At 30.1% G+C, this 18877-nt stretch carries 17 protein-coding genes; 10 read left to right on the top strand and 7 right to left on the bottom strand.

Annotation, left to right across the window (positions count from 1 at the left end; genetic code table 11):
* The first annotated feature begins 317 nt into the window (after positions 1-317).
* Together CLCOS_RS08900 and CLCOS_RS08895 are read left to right on the top strand one after the other, a co-directional pair.
* Positions 318-4613, top strand: coding sequence for a 2-hydroxyacyl-CoA dehydratase (locus CLCOS_RS08900; RefSeq protein WP_063601426.1), 4296 nt, complete (start codon positions 318-320; stop codon positions 4611-4613).
* A 378-nt stretch (positions 4614-4991) separates the two neighbouring features.
* Positions 4992-5273, top strand: coding sequence for an ABC transporter substrate-binding protein (locus CLCOS_RS08895; RefSeq protein WP_063601425.1), 282 nt, complete (start codon positions 4992-4994; stop codon positions 5271-5273).
* Here CLCOS_RS08895 and CLCOS_RS08890 read toward each other — a convergent pair.
* A complete protein-coding gene (locus CLCOS_RS08890; RefSeq protein ID WP_082853563.1) occupies positions 5260-6897 on the bottom strand; it encodes a recombinase family protein in 1638 nt (545 codons plus the stop codon). The genes CLCOS_RS08895 and CLCOS_RS08890 overlap by 14 nt on opposite strands.
* 73 nt (positions 6898-6970) lie before the next feature.
* On the opposite strand from CLCOS_RS08890, the gene CLCOS_RS22375 reads away from it, so the two are divergent.
* The 5 genes from CLCOS_RS22375 to CLCOS_RS08870 all read left to right on the top strand — a co-directional run bounded on the left by CLCOS_RS22375 (position 6971) and on the right by CLCOS_RS08870 (position 10029).
* The gene (locus CLCOS_RS22375) at positions 6971-7129 is read left to right on the top strand and encodes a hypothetical protein (RefSeq protein ID WP_023162247.1); all 159 of its coding nucleotides are present in this window, start codon (positions 6971-6973) and stop codon (positions 7127-7129) included.
* Between the two features lie 265 nt (positions 7130-7394).
* Positions 7395-7769 carry a GntR family transcriptional regulator gene (locus tag CLCOS_RS08885; protein ID WP_013240153.1) on the top strand — a complete coding sequence of 125 codons (375 nt, stop codon included), beginning with the start codon at positions 7395-7397 and terminating at the stop codon, positions 7767-7769.
* A 2-nt stretch (positions 7770-7771) separates the two neighbouring features.
* Positions 7772-8629, top strand: a complete 858-nt coding sequence (locus CLCOS_RS08880) for an ABC transporter ATP-binding protein (protein WP_063601424.1) — start codon at positions 7772-7774, stop codon at positions 8627-8629.
* Positions 8629-9279, top strand: a complete 651-nt coding sequence (locus CLCOS_RS08875) for an ABC-2 transporter permease (RefSeq protein ID WP_063601423.1) — start codon at positions 8629-8631, stop codon at positions 9277-9279. The genes CLCOS_RS08880 and CLCOS_RS08875 overlap by 1 nt, the downstream gene beginning before the upstream one ends.
* Before the next feature lie 105 nt (positions 9280-9384).
* Entirely contained in the window at positions 9385-10029 is a 645-nt protein-coding gene (locus CLCOS_RS08870) for an ABC-2 transporter permease (RefSeq protein WP_063601422.1), read from the top strand.
* Between the two features lie 279 nt (positions 10030-10308).
* Here CLCOS_RS08870 and CLCOS_RS08865 read toward each other — a convergent pair whose 3' ends face one another.
* Positions 10309-10551, bottom strand: a complete 243-nt coding sequence (locus tag CLCOS_RS08865) for an SHOCT domain-containing protein (RefSeq protein WP_023162242.1) — start codon at positions 10549-10551, stop codon at positions 10309-10311.
* Between the two features lie 236 nt (positions 10552-10787).
* Between CLCOS_RS08865 and CLCOS_RS08860 the strand changes: the two genes are divergently transcribed.
* The 3 genes from CLCOS_RS08860 (at position 10788) to CLCOS_RS08850 (ending at position 14126) form a co-directional block, all read left to right on the top strand.
* Positions 10788-11345: a nitroreductase family protein gene (locus CLCOS_RS08860; RefSeq protein ID WP_013240148.1), complete on the top strand. Its 558-nt coding sequence runs from the start codon at positions 10788-10790 to the stop codon at positions 11343-11345.
* Between the two features lie 348 nt (positions 11346-11693).
* On the top strand, positions 11694-13532 hold the full coding sequence (locus tag CLCOS_RS08855; protein WP_063601421.1) for a serine hydrolase: 1839 nt from the start codon (positions 11694-11696) through the stop codon (positions 13530-13532).
* A gap of 204 nt (positions 13533-13736) precedes the next feature.
* Positions 13737-14126 (top strand): carboxymuconolactone decarboxylase family protein, encoded by a 390-nt coding sequence (locus CLCOS_RS08850; RefSeq protein WP_063601420.1) that lies wholly within the window; start codon positions 13737-13739, stop codon positions 14124-14126.
* A 98-nt stretch (positions 14127-14224) separates the two neighbouring features.
* On the opposite strand, the gene CLCOS_RS08845 is transcribed toward CLCOS_RS08850, so the two are convergent.
* From CLCOS_RS08845 to CLCOS_RS08825, 5 genes are all read right to left on the bottom strand, one after another.
* Positions 14225-15025 carry a hypothetical protein gene (locus CLCOS_RS08845; protein WP_063601419.1) on the bottom strand — a complete coding sequence of 267 codons (801 nt, stop codon included), beginning with the start codon at positions 15023-15025 and terminating at the stop codon, positions 14225-14227.
* A complete protein-coding gene (locus CLCOS_RS08840) occupies positions 15022-15708 on the bottom strand; it encodes an ABC transporter permease (protein WP_063601418.1) in 687 nt (228 codons plus the stop codon). The genes CLCOS_RS08845 and CLCOS_RS08840 overlap by 4 nt, the downstream gene beginning before the upstream one ends.
* Before the next feature lies 1 nt (position 15709).
* Positions 15710-16420 carry an ABC transporter ATP-binding protein gene (locus CLCOS_RS08835; RefSeq protein ID WP_063601417.1) on the bottom strand — a complete coding sequence of 237 codons (711 nt, stop codon included), beginning with the start codon at positions 16418-16420 and terminating at the stop codon, positions 15710-15712.
* A 178-nt stretch (positions 16421-16598) separates the two neighbouring features.
* Positions 16599-17948 carry a sensor histidine kinase gene (locus CLCOS_RS08830; protein WP_063601416.1) on the bottom strand — a complete coding sequence of 450 codons (1350 nt, stop codon included), beginning with the start codon at positions 17946-17948 and terminating at the stop codon, positions 16599-16601.
* Positions 17945-18664, bottom strand: a complete 720-nt coding sequence (locus tag CLCOS_RS08825; RefSeq protein WP_063601415.1) for a LytR/AlgR family response regulator transcription factor — start codon at positions 18662-18664, stop codon at positions 17945-17947. Before CLCOS_RS08825 ends, CLCOS_RS08830 begins: the two co-directional genes overlap by 4 nt.
* Positions 18665-18877 lie beyond the last annotated feature (213 nt).

Genomic DNA, 18877 nt, shown 5'->3' with positions numbered 1-18877 from the left:
CACAAAATTCAACACATAGCTATGAAAATACTCACATATTAATTTATATTATGGTAGTATTTTAAACTTAAAATTAATTAAGGGGTAACATGTGTTATAATATAATTACTGAATTAGGTTTAAACACAGTTTAAATCCAAATTGTATTGTAACTATGCGGCATATTCGTAGAATTATTTTCTAAATATGGGTTGTAATGGCATATACTATAAAGCATATGGATAAAAGCTATTATTTCCTGTTTATTGTTGAGTGAAAATATATTACAATATCAATGTACTATTTCAAATTATTATTTTATTAAAAGGTGATTGCTTATGAAAAATTTATTTCATGTAGGTCTTGATGTAGGTTCAACTACAGTAAAAATAGTTATATCAGATATTAAAGATAGTATAGTATATCATAAATATCAAAGACATTTTTCTGATATAAAAAGTACTATAGCTAAAGTTATTAAAGATGCCTATGAAAAATTAAAGGATTCAAATATCACTGTAATGGTTACGGGTTCAGGTGGGTTATCTGTATCTAAGTGGCTTGACATACCGTTTATTCAAGAAGTAGTAGCTTGCACTAATACCATAGAACAATTTATACCGGAGACGGATGTTGCAATAGAATTAGGCGGTGAAGATGCCAAGATAACCTTTTTTGATGGTGGAATTGATCAAAGAATGAATGGAACTTGTGCAGGTGGAACTGGTGCATTTATAGATCAAATGGCATCTCTTCTTCAAACAGATGCGCAGGGACTAAATGAATTAGCTAAAAATTACAAAGTGATTTATCCTATAGCAGCAAGATGTGGTGTATTTGCCAAAACTGATATACAACCTCTTTTAAATGAGGGAGCTGCAAAAGAAGATATTGCAGTATCTGTATTTCAATCAGTTGTAAATCAGACAATAAGTGGACTTGCTTGTGGAAAAGTTATAAAAGGTAATGTGGCATTTCTAGGTGGACCACTGTATTTTTTATCAGAACTTAGAAAAAGATTTATAGAAACTTTAAAGCTTACGGATAAGCAGGTGATTTTTCCTGAAAATCCTCAATTGTTTGTAGCACTTGGAGCAGCTATTTCTTCTAAAAATGGAAAAGTTATTTCTGCTGAAGATTTAGTAGACAGGCTTCCTAATTTAAGCAATTCTTCAGCAGATGAAATACAAACCATAAGACCATTATTTAAAGATGAGAACGAATTAAATGAGTTTAAGAAAAGACACAGTACCAGTGTGGTAAAAAGAGCGAACTTGAATACATTTAGAGGAAACTGTTATCTTGGAATAGATGCAGGATCAACTACAACTAAGGCGGCACTTATGGATGAAGAAGGAAATTTACTTTATTCTTTCTATAAGGGTAATGAAGGCAGCCCTTTAAAGTCGTCTGTAAGAATATTAAATGATCTATACAAAAAGATGCCTGAAGGTGCACATATAGTAGGTTCAGCAGTTACAGGTTATGGAGAAAATCTTATAAAAGCAGCACTGCATGTGGATATAGGTGAAGTTGAAACTATTGCCCACTATAAGGCAGCAGAATTTTTCCAGCCTGGAGTAGATTTTATACTGGATATTGGTGGACAGGATATGAAATGCTTGAAGGTTAAGGACAAGGTAATTGACAGCGTAATTTTAAATGAAGCCTGCTCATCTGGATGTGGATCTTTCTTAGAGACTTTTGCTAAATCACTTAATATGAGTGTAGAAGACTTTGCAAAAGCTGCAGAAACTTCCCAAAAACCTGTGGATTTGGGTTCCAGGTGTACTGTATTTATGAATTCGAGAGTTAAACAAGCTCAAAAAGAAGGAGCTTCAGTAGGAGATATATCTGCAGGACTTTCTTATTCAATTATAAAGAATGCTTTATTTAAAGTAATAAAGATGAGAAATTCAAAAGAATTTGGAGAAAAGGTAATAGTACAAGGGGGAACTTTTTATAACGATGCTGTACTTAGAGCCTTTGAAATCATATCTGGCAGGGAAGTAGTAAGACCTGATATAGCAGGGCTTATGGGAGCTTTTGGATCTGCAATTATTGCAAAGGAAAGACATCAGGCTGGGTGTGAAAGTACACTTTTAAGTGAAAATGAACTAGGCAATTTCACATCAGAAGTATCTATGAGAAGATGTGGAAAGTGTGCTAACAATTGTCTTTTAACTGTAAATAAATTTTCCGATGGAAAAGAATTTATATCTGGAAACAGGTGTGAAAGAGGTGCAGGATTAGAACGTAAAAGTCAAGATGTGCCTGATGTTTTTGCCTATAAGTATAAAAGAATATTTAATTACATTCCTCTTAAAAAGAGCGAGGCAAAAAGAGGGATAGTAGGGATACCTCGAGTGTTAAATTTATACGAAAATTATCCATTTTGGTTTACATTTTTCACTGAGCTGGGATTTAGAGTAGAAATATCTTCTCGTTCATCAAAGAGAATTTACGAACTTGGAATAGAAACAATACCTTCTGAGTCAGTTTGCTATCCTGGAAAGATGGTCCACGGACATATAATGGACCTTATAAATAGAGGAGTAAATTTTATATTTTATCCATGTATACCTTATGAGAAAAAAGAACAAGAAAATGCAGATAATAACTATAACTGTCCTATAGTAACATCTTATCCTGAAGTTATAAAAAACAATATGGATATACTAAAGGAGAAAGATATTAATTTTAAAAATCCATTCTTGTCTTTGAATAACGAACCCAAGCTGGCGGAGAGACTTGGAGAAGAACTTAAAGAGTTTAATATACCTCAAAAGGAAATATCCTCTGCAGTAGCAAAAGCTTTTGAAGAGAGTAGAAATGTAAAAAATGATGTAAGGTCAAAAGGTGAAGAAGTAATAAAATATCTTAAAGATACAGGTAAAAAGGGTATAGTACTTGCAGGAAGACCTTACCATATTGATCCGGAAATAAATCATGGTATACCTAATATAATAACATCTTACGGTATGGCAGTACTTACTGAAGATTCTGTGGCACACCTTGGAGTAGTAGAAAGACCTTTAAGGGTAGTAGATCAGTGGGTATATCATTCTAGATTATATGCTGCAGCAAGTTTTGTGGCTAAACAGGACAATATAGAACTTGTACAATTAAATTCCTTTGGCTGTGGATTAGACGCAGTGACTACAGATCAAACTCAGGAAATATTAAATAAATACGGAAAGATATATACAGTACTTAAAATTGATGAGGGTAGTAATTTGGGGGCTGTTAAAATAAGAATGCGTTCTCTTAAAGCAGCTATTGAAGAGAGAGATAAATCTGGTTTTAAACCTCATAAAGTTGGAACTGATTATAAAAAAGTACTGTTTACTGAAGAAATGAGGAAAAAGCATACTATATTGTGTCCTCAGATGTCACCTATACATTTTCAATTTCTGCAGGAAGCTTTTAAAGCATCTGGATATAACCTGGAGGTACTACCTTCTGTAGATAAGAAAGCAGTAGATGAGGGACTTAAATATGTAAATAACGATGCTTGCTATCCTTCCATAATAGTAGTGGGACAAATGATAGAGGCATTAAAATCTGGAAAATATGACTTAAATAATACTTCTTTAATAATTTCTCAAACAGGGGGAGGATGTAGGGCTACGAACTATATAGGTTTCTTAAGAAAAGCACTTAGAGAAGCTGGTATGGAAAATATACCTGTAATATCCCTAAACACAGTGGGATTAGAAAAAAATCCAGGATTTAAAATTACCATTGGACTTGTAAATAAGGCTATGATTGCACTTTTATATGGAGACTTGTTTATGAGAGTGTTGTACAAAGTAAGGCCTTATGAAAAGATACCGGGATCTGCAAATACTCTTTATAGAAAATGGGTTGATAAATGTAAGGAAAGTGTTAAAAGTGGAAGTCACAGTGAATTTAAAAAAAATATATACAGCATAGTAGAAGACTTCGATAATCTTGAATTAAATAAAGTTAAAAAGCCTAAAGTTGGAGTAGTAGGGGAGATATTAGTTAAGTTCCATCCTACAGCTAATAACAACATTGTAGATGTTTTGGAAAAAGAAGGTGCAGAAGCAGTAGTTCCGGACTTGACAGATTTTCTTTTGTATTGTGCTTATGATGCTGAATTCAAATATAAATATTTAGATGGAAGTTATAAGGACAATATCATAAATAAATGGGCAATTAAATGTATTGAATATTTTAGAAGGCATATGAGAAAAGCACTTGAAAATAGTAAAAGGTTCACTCCTCCATCAGACATTGAGGAACTGGCAAAATATGCTTCTGAAGTGCTTTCTATAGGAAATCAAACGGGTGAAGGTTGGTTCTTGACAGCTGAAATGATAGAGCTTATAAGAAGTGGAACAAAAAATATCGTATGTATGCAGCCTTTTGCATGTCTGCCTAATCATGTAACAGGTAAGGGAATGATAAAGGAATTAAAGAGAAGATACAAGGGAAGTAATATTGCTGCTATAGACTATGATCCAGGAGCAAGTGAGGTAAATCAGCTAAATAGATTAAAACTTATGTTGTCTGTGGCATTTAAATCTATGGCAAATGAAACTTCAGTCCAAAAACCAAAAGAAAAATTAGTACCTCAAGCAGCACTTGCTCAAAGTGGAACTAAATAATATGGGGTTTCTAAGCAAAAAATCAACGTATACTTCACATATTTTTTACAACCCTCAGCTCGATTAAATGTTTTGATAAGGCTAAGCAAAAAATTCTAAAATCTAAGGACTTTTGAAAACTCGTACCTCAAACAATTCGAAAGTCCTTAGATTTTTTACGAATTTTTTACTAAGTCTTATATGCAAAATATTTAAAAGAGCTTCGTTATTGTAAAAATATGCTTGCGTATAAGTTGATTTTTAAGTTAGAAACCTCATAAATATATAGAGCGTTCAATTAGAAACTCTATAGAGATGATAGAATTTCTAAACATTTTAACATAATTGTAGTATCCTTCATATTAATAATATAAATATTAATGTTTTTTGGAGGATTTTATGACTAGAAAGAAGTTTTGCATAGGTTGTATTTTACTCTCCTTTATATTTATAGTTACTATTTTTACGGGATGTGGTAGTAAGAAAGATAGCAAGGCATTAGTTACAGTAAAATTGAACGAGGTAGCAAGGTCTGTATTTTATGCACCTATGTATGTGGCAATAAATAAGGGAATGTTTAAAGAACAGGGTATAAATATAGATCTAACAACAGGTCAGGGTGCAGAAGCTGCCATATCAAAAACACAAGAAGACGCAATCCGTGAAATTACGTCTTCTTAATACTAGTATCACATCCAATAAGATTTATTTGTAAAACTTCATCTTTACCATACCATATTATATTTTTTATTAAAGAGTTTAAAAGCAATTTTTTACTGTCAATATCCATTGAAGCAAGGAACTTTTTAAAATCCAAAAGCTGATCTTTTATTGAATTTAAAAATTTCTTAGAACAGACAGTTGAATTTGTAGAAGTTGATAATTTAGTTATTTTATTTTCCAAATCCACATTTTCTTTTCTTATATCAGACATTTCTTTTTTTATTATTTGTAAAATATCTATATTGTCATCTAGAAGGGAGAATTTTTTAATCAAACCCTTAAGAATTTTGTTATTAGCATCAATCTTTTTTTTTAATCTAAGCATTTGTTTTTCTGATGCATCTTTGTTTACCTTATTTGACGGATCTGATTTATAAATACGTAAAAGTGCAGATATATCCAAATGCAAAAAATATTTTTCTACGTATTCTTCTGCCTTGTAGGCATTTAACATTTTATTTTTGCATCTGCTGCTGGCTCTATTTTTTAAGTTGCATCTGTAATAGCGTTCTAAGAAATCTTTCTTTTTATTGTAATGAGACCAGGAGGACATGCCTGAGCCGCATTCACCACAAATAATCATTCCTGAAAGCAAAAATTTTTTGCCAGTACCACAGCGAGGAGAAGATTTTTTCTTACTTTCTTCTAGTATATTGTGACACTTTACCCATATATCAGAACTGACAATGGCTTCATGTTTGCCAACAGATACAATCCATTTATCTATAGGGTTTTCTTTTTTACCTCCTGCTTTTTTATTGTATACCATAAGTCCATGCTTTCCATCAGGAATACCACAAGTTATAGCTCCTTTACTTTTAAACCAGCTAAATATTTTTTCATCTGCTGTACAGTATACAGGATTTAGTATTATTTGCTGTACAGTTCCACGAGAAAATTCTCCACCATTTTTACCTTTATACTCCTTTTTACAAAGATAACTTGCGGTAGAACTAAAGTTTTTTTTACTCAAATATAGGTTATAAATAAATTTTACAAGATTTATTTCAGCTGGTACACTGCTTAACTTAAACATTTTTTTCCCTTTACCATTAGAATTCGCATATTTTACAGGTTCAGATTTGAATCCAAGAGGTGGAGTACCTCCAAGCCACCTACCTGTTTTAGCAAGTTCCAGCATATTATCCCGTACTCTTTCTGCTATGGTTTCTCGTTCCAGCTGGGCAAATACTGCAGCTATGTTCATCATGGCCCTGCCCATAGCGGAAGATGTGTCAAACTGTTCTTTAATAGAAATGAAAGATACATTATATTTATTTAGAATTTCAAGAGTACCTGCAAAATCAGCTACATTTCTTGATATTCTATCAAGTCTATAGCATATTAAGTGAGTAAATTTTCTCTTTTTTGTATCTGATATTAATTTTTGAAATTGAGGTCTTTTAACATTAGAACCACTAAAGCCTTCATCTTCGTATACCATTATTTCCTCAATATTGTTATACATCCTGTTTAAATATTGCCGGCACATCTCTACCTGGTTTCCTATGGACTCACCTTTGTCTGTGAATTTTGATTTCCTTGAATATATGGCAGCTCTTATTATGATTATCACCCCCATCTATTTATATAATATTAATCACCTTTTAAAATTAATCTCATATTATGGTAAAAATGCTAAAAGGGGTATGGTTATGACCATAAAAGTTATAGTTAATTATCCAAAAACAAAAGAGGCTGTGGAAAAATTAAAGGTTGTTGAAGCTAAGATAGTACTTAATTATCTTAAAGGCATATTGAGTTTTGATGATTTAAATGAACTTATGGGAATGCTTGAAGAAGAAAATATTTAAGTATAAAAATTTATTTGAACTTATATAAAAAATACTCCAAAAGGTACCAACATTTTAGGAGGAACAGGTGCTGTAAGCAGTGAAATTGAAGATGAAGTTTCCAAACTTATGAGTAAATAAAAAGGAATTCTCTACTACGGTGTAATAATTGTAGTAGAGAATTTTTTTAGTTTTTCTATTGACAGAGCGTACATATTAATATATTGTATATATATGATATATACAATATACATGAAATACATAATTTAGGATAAGAGGTGATTAGTTGGATATCATCATAAGCAACTCCAGCGATAAGCCAATTTATGAACAAATATCAGCCCAAATAAAAAACATGATTATAAGTGGTTCCTTGCCTGAAGGATATGCCCTGCCAAGCATGAGACTTTTGGCTAAAGAACTGAGAATCAGTGTTATAACTACAAAACGTGCCTATACAGATTTAGAGAGAGATGGTTTTATTGAAACAGTAAAGGGAAAGGGAAGTTTTGTAGCAGGCAAGAATATGGAGATTATAAAAGAAGAACAGCTGCGCCTTGCAGAAGAACATTTACAAAAAGCTGTGGATCTTGCAAAGGTAAGCGGCATTAGATATGAGGAACTAGAAGATATTCTAAAATTATTATATAAAGGAGAATAATTATGGATGAAGCAATAAGTGTTAGGGGATTAAACAAAACTTATAAAAATTTTAGCTTGAAAAATGTTTCATTTTCTGTACCTAAAGGCAGTATCGTAGGATTTATAGGTGAGAATGGTGCAGGAAAAACTACTACATTAAAAGCTATTTTAAATTTGATTAGCAGGGAAAGTGGAGAGATAAAAATACTAGGTCGTGACAATATAAAAGATGAAAAGTATATAAAAGAACAGATAGGTGTAGTTTTTGATGAAAGTAATTTTCACGACACTTTAAATGCAAAAAACATTTCAAAATTTATGGTAAAGATTTATAAACAGTGGGACAGTAATCTTTTTTTCAATTACCTGGATAAATTTCAGGTACCTAAAGATAAGATTGTAAAAGAATTTTCAAGGGGAATGAAGATGAAATTGTGTATTGCTGTTGCACTGGCTCATAATCCCAAACTTCTGATTTTGGATGAAGCAACAGGAGGACTTGATCCTGTTGCCAGAGAAGAAATTCTTGATATATTTTTGGATTTTATTCAAGATGAAGAACATTCTATTTTGCTGTCATCCCATGTAACCAGCGACCTTGACAAGATAGCAGATTATATTACTTTTATTCACGAGGGGCAGATAGTTTTTAGCAAAAGCAAGGATGATTTGAGAGAAAATATGGGTATGTTGAAGTGTGGAGCTTCAGATTTCAATAATCTTTCTAAAGAAGAATTTATAAATTACAGAAAAAATCAATTTGGGTATGAGGTTTTAATAAACGACAAATATGATTTTATAAAGAAGCATCCAAAACTTGTGGTGGACAACACTTCTATAGAAGATGTCATGCTATTTTATATTAGGGGTGATAAATAATGCTGGGGTTAATTCTAAAAGATCTATACAATTTAAAAAAAAGTAGTAAATTTTTAATTATTTGGCTTATAGGTTTTGGGGTTATATTTTTTCAACAAGATAATATGGGTTTTTTAAATGGACTTGTGGTAATTTTAGCAAGCATGCTTGTTATAAATACTATGTCATATGACAACATAGCAAAGTGGGATAAATACGCACTGACTATGCCAGTTACAAGGAAAGATGTGGTACTTTCAAAATATCTGATTTCCATTATTTTAAGTCTTACTGGGGCAGGGATTGCAGTAGCTTTGTGTTTTGTCCAGGGAATTTATAAGCATAACTTAGATATGGTGGAGATATTTGAAGTCACTGGGGCCGTTCTGGCAGTTGGATTTTTGTTTATAAGCATTACATTACCTGCCATTTATAAACTTGGAGTAGAGAAATCACGTATTGTTATATTTTTAGTATTTTTTTTAGTATGTGGTGGTATTACAGGTATTTCCAAATCTAAACTTGCAAAGCTAAGTCTTTCTTCTTTGGCGAAACATTATATCGATATTATTTTGCAGTATTTGCCTGTTATATTACTTTTAATAACAATTTTAATTATGGTAGTTTCCTATTCCATATCAGTAAAAGTATATAGTAATAAAGATATGTAAAATGTTTATTTATCCATTTTTATATATTGATATGATTTTAAAAGATATGTAGCAATTTTTATGACAGAGGGGTATCATGTTATTTTACATTAGGGGTGATAAGTAATGAATGGGTTGATTTTGAAAGATTTGTATAACTTAAAAAACGGTGGAGGATCTTTGCTTATTGCAATTGTGGTCTTTAGTTTAATATATTTTTTACAGGGCGATAATGATAATATGGAAGTTTGGAATGTATTTATAATACTTTTGGGAAGTATACTTGTTGTAAATACTATGTCCTACGACAATACAGCAAAGTGGGATAAATATGCACTTACTATGCCGGTTACAAGGAGAGATGTAGTCCTCTCAAAATATATGGTTTCCATCATTGTAATTTTTATGGGAGCAGTATTGGCAACAGCTCTGAGTTTTGCTCAGGGAATTAATAAACATAATTTAGATGTCATAAAAATATTTACAGTCAATGGAGCAGCCATGGCAGGCGGGCTTTTTTTTATAAGTGTTACGCTGCCTGTTATTTATGAATTTGGAGTGGAGAAATCACGTATTGTTATATTTTTAGTTTTTTTAGCACCTGCTGGCGCAGCTATTGGCAGATCCAAATTAAGATTTTCCCCTTTAACTGTACAGTATATACATATTATTTTGCAGTATTTTCCTGTTGTATTACTTTTAATAACAATTTTAGCTATGCTGATTTCCTATTCCATATCTTTAAAAATATATAGCAATAAAGATATGTAAAAGAAATATTTTGCTACTATTTTGGAGGTGTAAGATAAATGGATTATAAAGATATATTGGTATTAGTTATTGTAATTGTCTTTATATTATTTGGGGAAAAGCTTTTTCCAAACAATCCTTTGAGTGCGATGATCAATTATATAAAATGCCTATTTACCTATAAGTCATAATATTTAATTAATGAAAAGATTACTTTTTTTGCAGAAAAGATGAAAGATAAATAATATGGATGTAATTAAAAAATACCAGGTGATTTTTACTGGTATTTTTTACATAATGTTATGATTGAATTTGTGTTTTCTTGTTTCTATATTCTTCTTCAGTTAGTTCTCCTCTGGCATACCTTTCATTAAGTATATTTAAGGCGTTATTGTTTCCAGACGGTTGGTTATTTGGCTTACTTGATTGATGAAGGTAGCGTATAAGAGCCACAGCAGCTAAAGTTGTTAAGGCAATCATACATATCATCATAAGAAGTCCCCAGCCGTATCCCATCATTCCATATCCATAATAACCCATCATTGATATCACCTTCACTTTTATTGAAAAATAGTTACTAATTTAATTATTTGAATCATATATAAAAATTATTCCTATAAATTTTCCGGTATTTTTTATTGACAAGAAAAGAAAAATAACATATAAAGGAATTAGAAACATAGAATACTGATTATTAAAAACTCAACTTTAACTATTAATTAAAACTTTGTATATCTGAAGATTGAGTTAAAAAGACATGTGTTGAAAGGGGTAATAAAATGGAAGTTTTAGAATGCATTAGCGGTAAAAGAAGTGTTCGAGCATATACAGATGAAGTGATATCTAAAGAAACTATAACTAAGCTTATAGAACTTGGAACAAAAGCTTCAACTGGTTCAGGTCTTGAACCATGGGGATTTGTAGTTATTCAGGACAAAGAGGAAATAGATTCTTTATCTGAAGCTACAAAACAGTATTTATTGAACAATATGGAGAAATATCCCTACTTAAGTCAATATGAAAGTTGGTTAAAGAATCCTAAATATAATATATTTAATAATGCAGGTACAGTACTAGTTATTTATGGAAATAAAGAATCTCACTGGCATGTTTATGACTGCAGTCTTGCAGCAGGAAATATTATGCTTGCAGCTCATAGTATGGGAATTGGAACTTGCTGGATTGGATTTGCAGAGGCTCTATTAAATACAAAAGAATTTAAAGAAAAACATGGGGTACCTGAAAAATATGAATTGGTTTCTACCATGAGCATGGGATATATGAAAACTAAAATGACTCCACCAGAAAGAAAAAAACCTTTAATATTTTCTAAGTAAAATTTATAGAGTTCCCAAACAAAAGTCAACTTATACTTGGGATATTTTTAATAATTAAAAATATCGAAGTGTAAGTTGATTTTTAAGTTAGAGAATATACACCAAAAATGGTGGAATTAATCTTAAGTTTTTCTTAAGACTTTCTTTAATATTACTTATCGAAATCACGGTATAATTTAGGTATATAGGAAGTGAAGTTATACATTGACATATATATCATTAAATGATATGATTTATTTATAATATATCATTTAATGATATATTGATAAGGGGGGAGTTTTATTGAAGGTAAGTCAGATTTGTAAAATGCAATTCCTCAATCAAAAGTTTGAAGGGATGGATGTGTGAATGATTAAAAAGTGTATATCAGGTCTTCTTGTATCGCTTACTCTTGTCACTTATTCAGCTGTAACGCCTGTAAGTGCACAAGCAATTGATGGGACCGTAACAACTATAACTGCATCTAAAACTAGTTCGATTGTAGTAAAGATAAATGATAAGACGGTTACATTAGATCAAAAGCCATACGTGAATTCAAATTCAAAAGTTATGATGCCACTTATTCCAATACTTAAACAAATCAGAAGTGATGCTGTCTTACAGGTTAAAGACGGTAATATTACAATAAAAGGTTCTAATTTAAATGTTACATTTAAAAGTGGAGATGAGAAAGTAACTGCTAATGGTAAGGCTATTACTCTGTCCACAATTCCAATAGTAAATTATGGACAAGTTTTTGTACCACTTGAGTTTTTTAGTGAAGCATTTAACCAATTAGTTGATTGGGACAGTACTACTCAGATAGTCAAAATATCTGATATGAAAAAAAATACTGAAGATAGCTTTAATAAGCAATTAGTTTATGCAAATGATAAAATAATTGCTGCAAAGTTGGATGATTATTTAACTGCCTTACAAAAATCAGATAACTTTCATGGAAGTGTTTTAGTTGCTAAAGATGGAAATATACTCTTAAATAGAGGGTATGGTATGGCAAACTTTGAACAAAATATTAAAAATACATCTCAGACTAGATTCTTGATAGGATCAATGACAAAACAATTTACAGCAATGGCAATAATGCAGCTTGAAGAAAAGGGACTCTTAAGTGAACAAGATAAACTTTCAAAGTACGTACCTGATTTTCCGCGTGGAGATGAAATAACTATCTATAATTTACTTACCCATACATCTGGTATTAAAAGTTTAAATGAGATGCCTGGATTTTTGAATATGAAGCCTGAAGACTTACAAAATATAAATACTGCAATTAACTTTTTTAAGAATAAACCTCTTGATTTTAAACCAGGCACTCAATTTGAATATTCTAATTCGGGATATTTATTGCTTGGATATATAGTTGAAAAAGTAAGTGGAATGAATTATGAAAATTATTTAAATAAGAATATATTTAAACCACTAAATATGAATGATACAGGAATTGGCTATATAGGAAAAGAAAAAATGTATAATTCAAGTGGATATCAAGGATATTTAGATGTAACACCAATAAGTGATGAAATTATAGTTGATGGTGTACATGGAGCAGGGAATTTATATTCTACTACAGAAGATTTATATAGGTGGAATATGGCACTTGATACAGAAAAACTTGTAAGCAAGAAAACTATGGACAAAATATTTTCAAAGTATGTTGAAATGGCAAAAGGAAGCGGTATCTACTATGGATATGGCTGGATGATAGCTGATGGAGATAATGGTCATGAAGTTTTTCATGATGGAAATGTACTTGGATTTACAAGCAATATAGCAAGGTATACAGATAAAGGCTTAAGTATAATCATACTTACAAATTCAGGATACTATACGATAAATCCACTTACATATGCTCTTTCAAATATAGCACTTGGAAAAAATAACTATAGTATGCCTAAAGCAAAGAATGTTATAAAACTTGATGATAGTATATTAAATAAATATGTAGGTAAATATAAATCTACGGATATGGGAAATATTTCAATAACAAATGAAGGTGGACACCTTTATTATTCAGCAGATGGAACAAATCAAAAATACGAGCTTTTTGCTGAATCTCAAGATAAATTCTTTATGAGAATTTTATATGGAGATACTACATTTGATAAAAATTCAAATGGACAAATTACAGGTATTACCATTAATATGCCTGGTTATGGAATGCAGTATCATGGTGATAAAATTAATTAAAAATTAAACAATATAGTATTTTGTATTAGTAAGGCTGTTGATGAAATATTTTGTCAGCAGCTTTTTGAATTTTAGATTTTCAGATGCCTGCGTATAAGTTGATTTTTGAGTTAGAAAATCCTATATTTAAAATAGTTTTTATACTATAATGAAAATGTAGAATAAAGGAAAAAATAATATATTATGAAAGTGGGGGAATTAATTGTGAAAGATTTAGAAAGTATACTTGATTATTATAAGAATGAATTAAAATGGGATCCGCCTTTTGCTAAAGCTTTATCTAAATATTGTCCTGATGGATTAAAGGGTTATTTAACCATGCGTGAATCAGTTCAAGAAGGACATTTACCTAAAAAAACAAGAGAATTAATTTTTGCCATATTGGATAGTTTAGATGATGAAGTAAGTGGTGCAAAGTCACATGCCGTTGCTGCCATAGAAGCAGGCTTGACTATGGAAGAATTAGTAGAAGCATTTGTGATTGTAACTATTGTTAAAGGTATTAATGTTTTATGTAAAGCAGGTGTGGAGGCAATAGACGCAGCAGAGAAAAGGTTTGAAGAAATAAACTCCATAAAGGAAGATGAAAAATAGGACAAGTACCACAAAAGCACTTTAAACCATGTAAGTATAATGGATTAAAGTACTTTTTTAGTATAAACTCTGAAGATTGAAAGATAATTAGAAAAGTTTTAGACAAATTCTTTATTTTTGAATAGTTTTCTTCCTATAAAATAAGCACCTAGCAAATAGATAACAGATACTCCATTTACCATCAGTAAAGAGATCAATGATATATTGTCAGCTCTGAACTTTTCCATAAGTCCAAGTACTCCTATAGGTGAAAAGTTACTTGTAATTGTAAGTCTGTCTGAAGCAGTTAAAAATATTGAAGTTGCAATACCTATAGCTATACTGATTGTCGTGTTTTTAAAAAACAAAGATATTATTCCTATAATCAATCCAAATGAAGCAACTGGGATTATTGCAGATAAATAAATTAATACAATTCTTCCTAAACCATCAAAACTCAATTTAAAAATAAAGGTACTTATTGTAAATCCTAATATCAATGTTAAAATAACTACTAGTGCTGAATAAAAAATAATACTAAGTACTTTTGCTTTAAATACATTAACATGATCTTTAGTTAATCTTGCAAAGTATTTCATATTTCCACTGAAAAAGTCTTGGCCAAATATTCCAACTGAAAATACAGTCATGAAAAATGCGAAGTAGGGTACCACTGTTCTAAAGATGAATTCTGTATTGAATTGTTTTAAAAAAATTACACTGTTCATATTTAAAATGTCCATTTTAAGCTGATTGCTGTATTTACGTGTTATAGGTGTATTATTTATTATATGCCCTTTATCTAAATTTATAAGATAACATATTGCTGCAATCATGAATATCAAGAATCCTATAAGTATATATAAATTTTTAGAATGCAGAATTTTGATGATTTCATTTTTAAAAAGTTTGAGTATCAATGTATCAGCTCCTTTTTGTTGAATAACTTAAAGTTTAAAAATATAAGAACTACAATATATATTGAAAATAAGATTATAGAAAATTTATCAGTTTGATTTTTTAAAAGACATTCCCATAAAAATCTTCGTGGAGTTATATTTCCAATTGCTTTGGGAATAAAGTCCGACATTACAATTAAAAGAAATACGAGCAATGATATTATAGTGCTGTTTTTAGATAGTATAGAAATTAAAACATATATAAATAGTACTGGCATTAGTGCAGTTAAAAATAGCAATGCCATTTTTATATCTAAAAATATATAAATTTGAACTGAATCTTTGAAAATATAGATTACATTTAAAATAGCAAATGTAAAAATTATCATTATGCCTGTTATTAAAATGAGAGAAACTATTTTGCATAAAAGCACTTTTGCTTTACCTTTATAAATTACAACAAATTTCATGCAGCCAGATTCATAATCACGTGTAATTATGTCTGAAACTATGGGTGATAAAATTATGGGAAGCATAAACACAAGTGAAGACATATCGTTATAAAGCAAGCTGTGAAAAGTAAGTATGCTTGTACCTTTATCTGCAAATAGTACATCATTCAATAAAATGAATATAAATATGATACCTCCATATATTGATATTTTTAAAGGAGTAAAAAATTTTACAAATTCATTTTTTATCATATTAAAGTCCCACTGCTTTCATAAAATAGTCTTCTAGAGAATTAGCACTTTTAAGCATATTCTCCATAGAGTCTTCAACAATTATTCTGCCTTTATTTATCATTGCAACTCTATTACATATATTTTGCACTTCATTTAAAATGTGAGAACAGTATATGAAAGTTGTACCATTTTCCCTAGCTAATTTGCTAATTAAATTTCTCATATCTCTTACTCCTTCCGGGTCAAGGCCATTAGTTGGTTCATCCAATATTACAATTTTGGGCTTTGATAAAAATGCTCTTGCCACTGCAAGCCTCTGTTTCATTCCCATAGAATAATTGCTTACTTTTTTATCTTTATCATCTATCAATTTTACTAATTCCAAAACCTCATAAACTCTTTCTTTGCTTAGATTCAAGACATTTGCATAGAGCATTAAATTTTTATATCCAGATAAGTTGTTGTAAAAGCTTGGATAGTCTATCATAGCTCCTATATCTGAAGGATTGTTTTCTCCATTTTTAAATACATCTTTGCCACCTATGAAGACTTCACCACTTGAAGGTTTTAGTAAACGCAAAATAGTTTTTATAGTTGTTGTTTTCCCAGCTCCGTTTGGACCTATAAAACCATAGATGTCTCCTTTGAATACCTTCATATTGATGTTGTCAATTACTTTTTGATTCTTATAGTATTTACTTAAATTTCTTACTTCTAAAATTGGTTCCATTTTTTATCCTTTCTTAAAAGATTAATTTTTGTTTGCAGCCCCGAACTTCCATTACATATTAACAGGTATTAGTGCATATTTTATGTATTAGTCCAAAGAGGATGTACTGAATTCATAAATAGCAGAAGCTGATACGGTTAAGATTAAAAAACTTACGTTAAAGAAAAAGACATCCTAGTTAGGATGTCCCATGCATATTCTTAATCCATAATTCCTGTATAAACATATTGCCTTCAACGGATGTATTTATAAATACATTATTGTATTTTGTATCTATAGTATCTTTTAAGATATATAAGCCAAGGCCTCTTCCATCTCCTTTAGTTGAAAAACCTTTTTCATATATTTTGTGTATCACTGGTTTTGTATTCCCAAAGTTATTGTGAACGGCTATAATCACATAATCCTTTTTTACACAAATGCAGAAATATAGCTTAGGCAAATTACACTTTATTGATGCCTCTATTGCATTATCCAAAAGTATTCCAAGTATCCTGCATAAATCCATTATGTTCATAGATATTTGAGATATATCTTCCACTATTTCTACTTTTATATTTATCCTTGAGGATAATGCTTTTATTAGTTTTGTAGAAATCAGGGCCTTTAAAGGCAGTATCTTAATATGTTTTAACTTATCTATATTTGTGTTATTCCACTTTATATCTTTGTCTATGTTGAGTACATTATCATAAAAGAAATCCTTGAGATCATTCACATTAGAAGTATCTATATATTCCTTAAGGGGAATAAGCATATTTATGTAATCATGTTTAAATTTTCTCGTTTCACTGTACATTTCTTCAACTACATGTGCATATTCTTCTATTCTATATTTTTCTTCAATTTCTCTTTTTAAATCAATTTCAATTTTTAAACTCTTGTCATAATTATAAATTATTATAAGTATGAGTATTATTGAAATAAGAGGGATTCCAAGTGGAAGATAGCATTCAATTATGAAATATATTCCATAATAACTTGCTGAATCTACCAGAGGATAAATAAAGAATATACTTAAAGCTATAGGAATACTTATACTGAGAATCATTCTATATCTTATTTGCTGTAGTGAAATTTTTCTCGATTTCCTAAGTTTACATGGAATATGCTTTTTAATTATATATATTAAAAGTGTAAAAAATAGAATAATTATGAGTTCAACAATGCAATTTTTAAAAGATATTGTTTTATAAACATCTAATTTTAAAATTCCATTATACATGATGTTAATAAAGTATATTGTAAAAATGGTTATGAGTATTTCTATAGTACTTTTTATGTCTTTACTATTTTTTAATAAAAATATTATTAGTATTGTAAAGATAGGGAGTATTATGGTATATGAACCAGTTTGAAGCACCACTCCAACTACAAAAGATATGAGAAAGTACTTTTTCATTACATTTAAGGTAACTTTATCTTTAAATAATATGTATATTGAAATACAACATAATAAGCTAACTTGCAGTGAAGGGAAGATCACGTCTGTAAAAAGTTTGCTTATGGGAAATTTTTTGATGATCATTTTATAAGACCTCTCTTATATCTAAAAGAAACAAGACATTCTTCGCCATTTACCATAATGATTTTGTTATTTTTCAGATCTATTTCGTTAATCTTGTTTTTATTTACAATATAGGACTTATGGCACCTATAAAAGCTTGAAGTGAGCTTTTGCTCCATATCTTTAAGATTTCCATAAAACTCTATTTGTCTATTTTCCTCATGTACCCTTATCTTATGGGGGGTACTGCTTGTCTCAATAAATAGGATATCAGACAGCTTTATATTTATTATTCTAGAATCTTCATTTACTTTAATATATCCTTCACTAAGATTTTCTCTAGTATAAATGTTATAAGCCTTCATAAGACAACTTGTTACCCGTGCTTTAAAATCATCTTCGTCTTTAGCAACATAGTCCATTGCTTCAACTTTGTATTTAAAGACAAGATAGCTCATTTCCATATGGATAGTTGTAAATATTATGAATCCAAAGGGGTCTAAGTCCCTTATCTTTTCACCAAGCTTTATTCCATTCATATTACTTTTTAAATCGACATCCAGAAAGTAAATTCCAGTTGCTGCATGATCTTCTACATACTTTAATAGTTCTATGGGGCTGTTAGTGCAGAGGGGTATATGCAAATCTAAAGCTTCCCTCAAAATAGTGTTTTCAATGATTTGTTTAATTTTATCTCTATAAGATTTATTGTCGTCACAAATAAATATTTCCAGCATACTATACCTCACTTATTGTAAAATGATAATATAATTATATCATTATTTGTGAATTAATTATTGATTGCCTCATTAGGTACTATGGATAGAAGACACTCGAAAAGTAGATGGAAATTCTGAAAAGATATTTAATTAAGCAACTACTTAGAAGTAACTGGAAAACTATTGGCGTACTTTGAAAAGCATATATTGTTACGGGATAAAGGATATAAA

Origin of the sequence: Clostridium coskatii, from assembly GCF_001675205.1 — a bacterium.
GTDB lineage: Bacteria > Bacillota > Clostridia > Clostridiales > Clostridiaceae > Clostridium_B > Clostridium_B ljungdahlii.
The sequence above is the reverse complement of the archived record's forward strand: the minus strand, read 5'-3'. Positions and strand labels throughout refer to the sequence as shown.

Coding starts and splice junctions, on each gene's coding strand:
- CLCOS_RS08855 (WP_063601421.1), top strand. CDS start 11,694: ATGATTAAAAAGTGTATATCAGGTCTTCTTGTATCGCTTACTCTTGTC.
- CLCOS_RS08890 (WP_082853563.1), bottom strand. CDS start 6,897: ATGGGGGTGATAATCATAATAAGAGCTGCCATATATTCAAGGAAATCA.
- CLCOS_RS08865 (WP_023162242.1), bottom strand. CDS start 10,551: ATGATGGGTTATTATGGATATGGAATGATGGGATACGGCTGGGGACTT.
- CLCOS_RS08825 (WP_063601415.1), bottom strand. CDS start 18,664: ATGCTGGAAATATTTATTTGTGACGACAATAAATCTTATAGAGATAAA.
- CLCOS_RS08830 (WP_063601416.1), bottom strand. CDS start 17,948: ATGATCATCAAAAAATTTCCCATAAGCAAACTTTTTACAGACGTGATC.
- CLCOS_RS08870 (WP_063601422.1), top strand. CDS start 9,385: ATGAATGGGTTGATTTTGAAAGATTTGTATAACTTAAAAAACGGTGGA.
- CLCOS_RS08835 (WP_063601417.1), bottom strand. CDS start 16,420: ATGGAACCAATTTTAGAAGTAAGAAATTTAAGTAAATACTATAAGAAT.
- CLCOS_RS22375 (WP_023162247.1), top strand. CDS start 6,971: ATGACCATAAAAGTTATAGTTAATTATCCAAAAACAAAAGAGGCTGTG.
- CLCOS_RS08900 (WP_063601426.1), top strand. CDS start 318: ATGAAAAATTTATTTCATGTAGGTCTTGATGTAGGTTCAACTACAGTA.
- CLCOS_RS08840 (WP_063601418.1), bottom strand. CDS start 15,708: ATGATAAAAAATGAATTTGTAAAATTTTTTACTCCTTTAAAAATATCA.
- CLCOS_RS08895 (WP_063601425.1), top strand. CDS start 4,992: ATGACTAGAAAGAAGTTTTGCATAGGTTGTATTTTACTCTCCTTTATA.
- CLCOS_RS08880 (WP_063601424.1), top strand. CDS start 7,772: ATGGATGAAGCAATAAGTGTTAGGGGATTAAACAAAACTTATAAAAAT.
- CLCOS_RS08860 (WP_013240148.1), top strand. CDS start 10,788: ATGGAAGTTTTAGAATGCATTAGCGGTAAAAGAAGTGTTCGAGCATAT.
- CLCOS_RS08875 (WP_063601423.1), top strand. CDS start 8,629: ATGCTGGGGTTAATTCTAAAAGATCTATACAATTTAAAAAAAAGTAGT.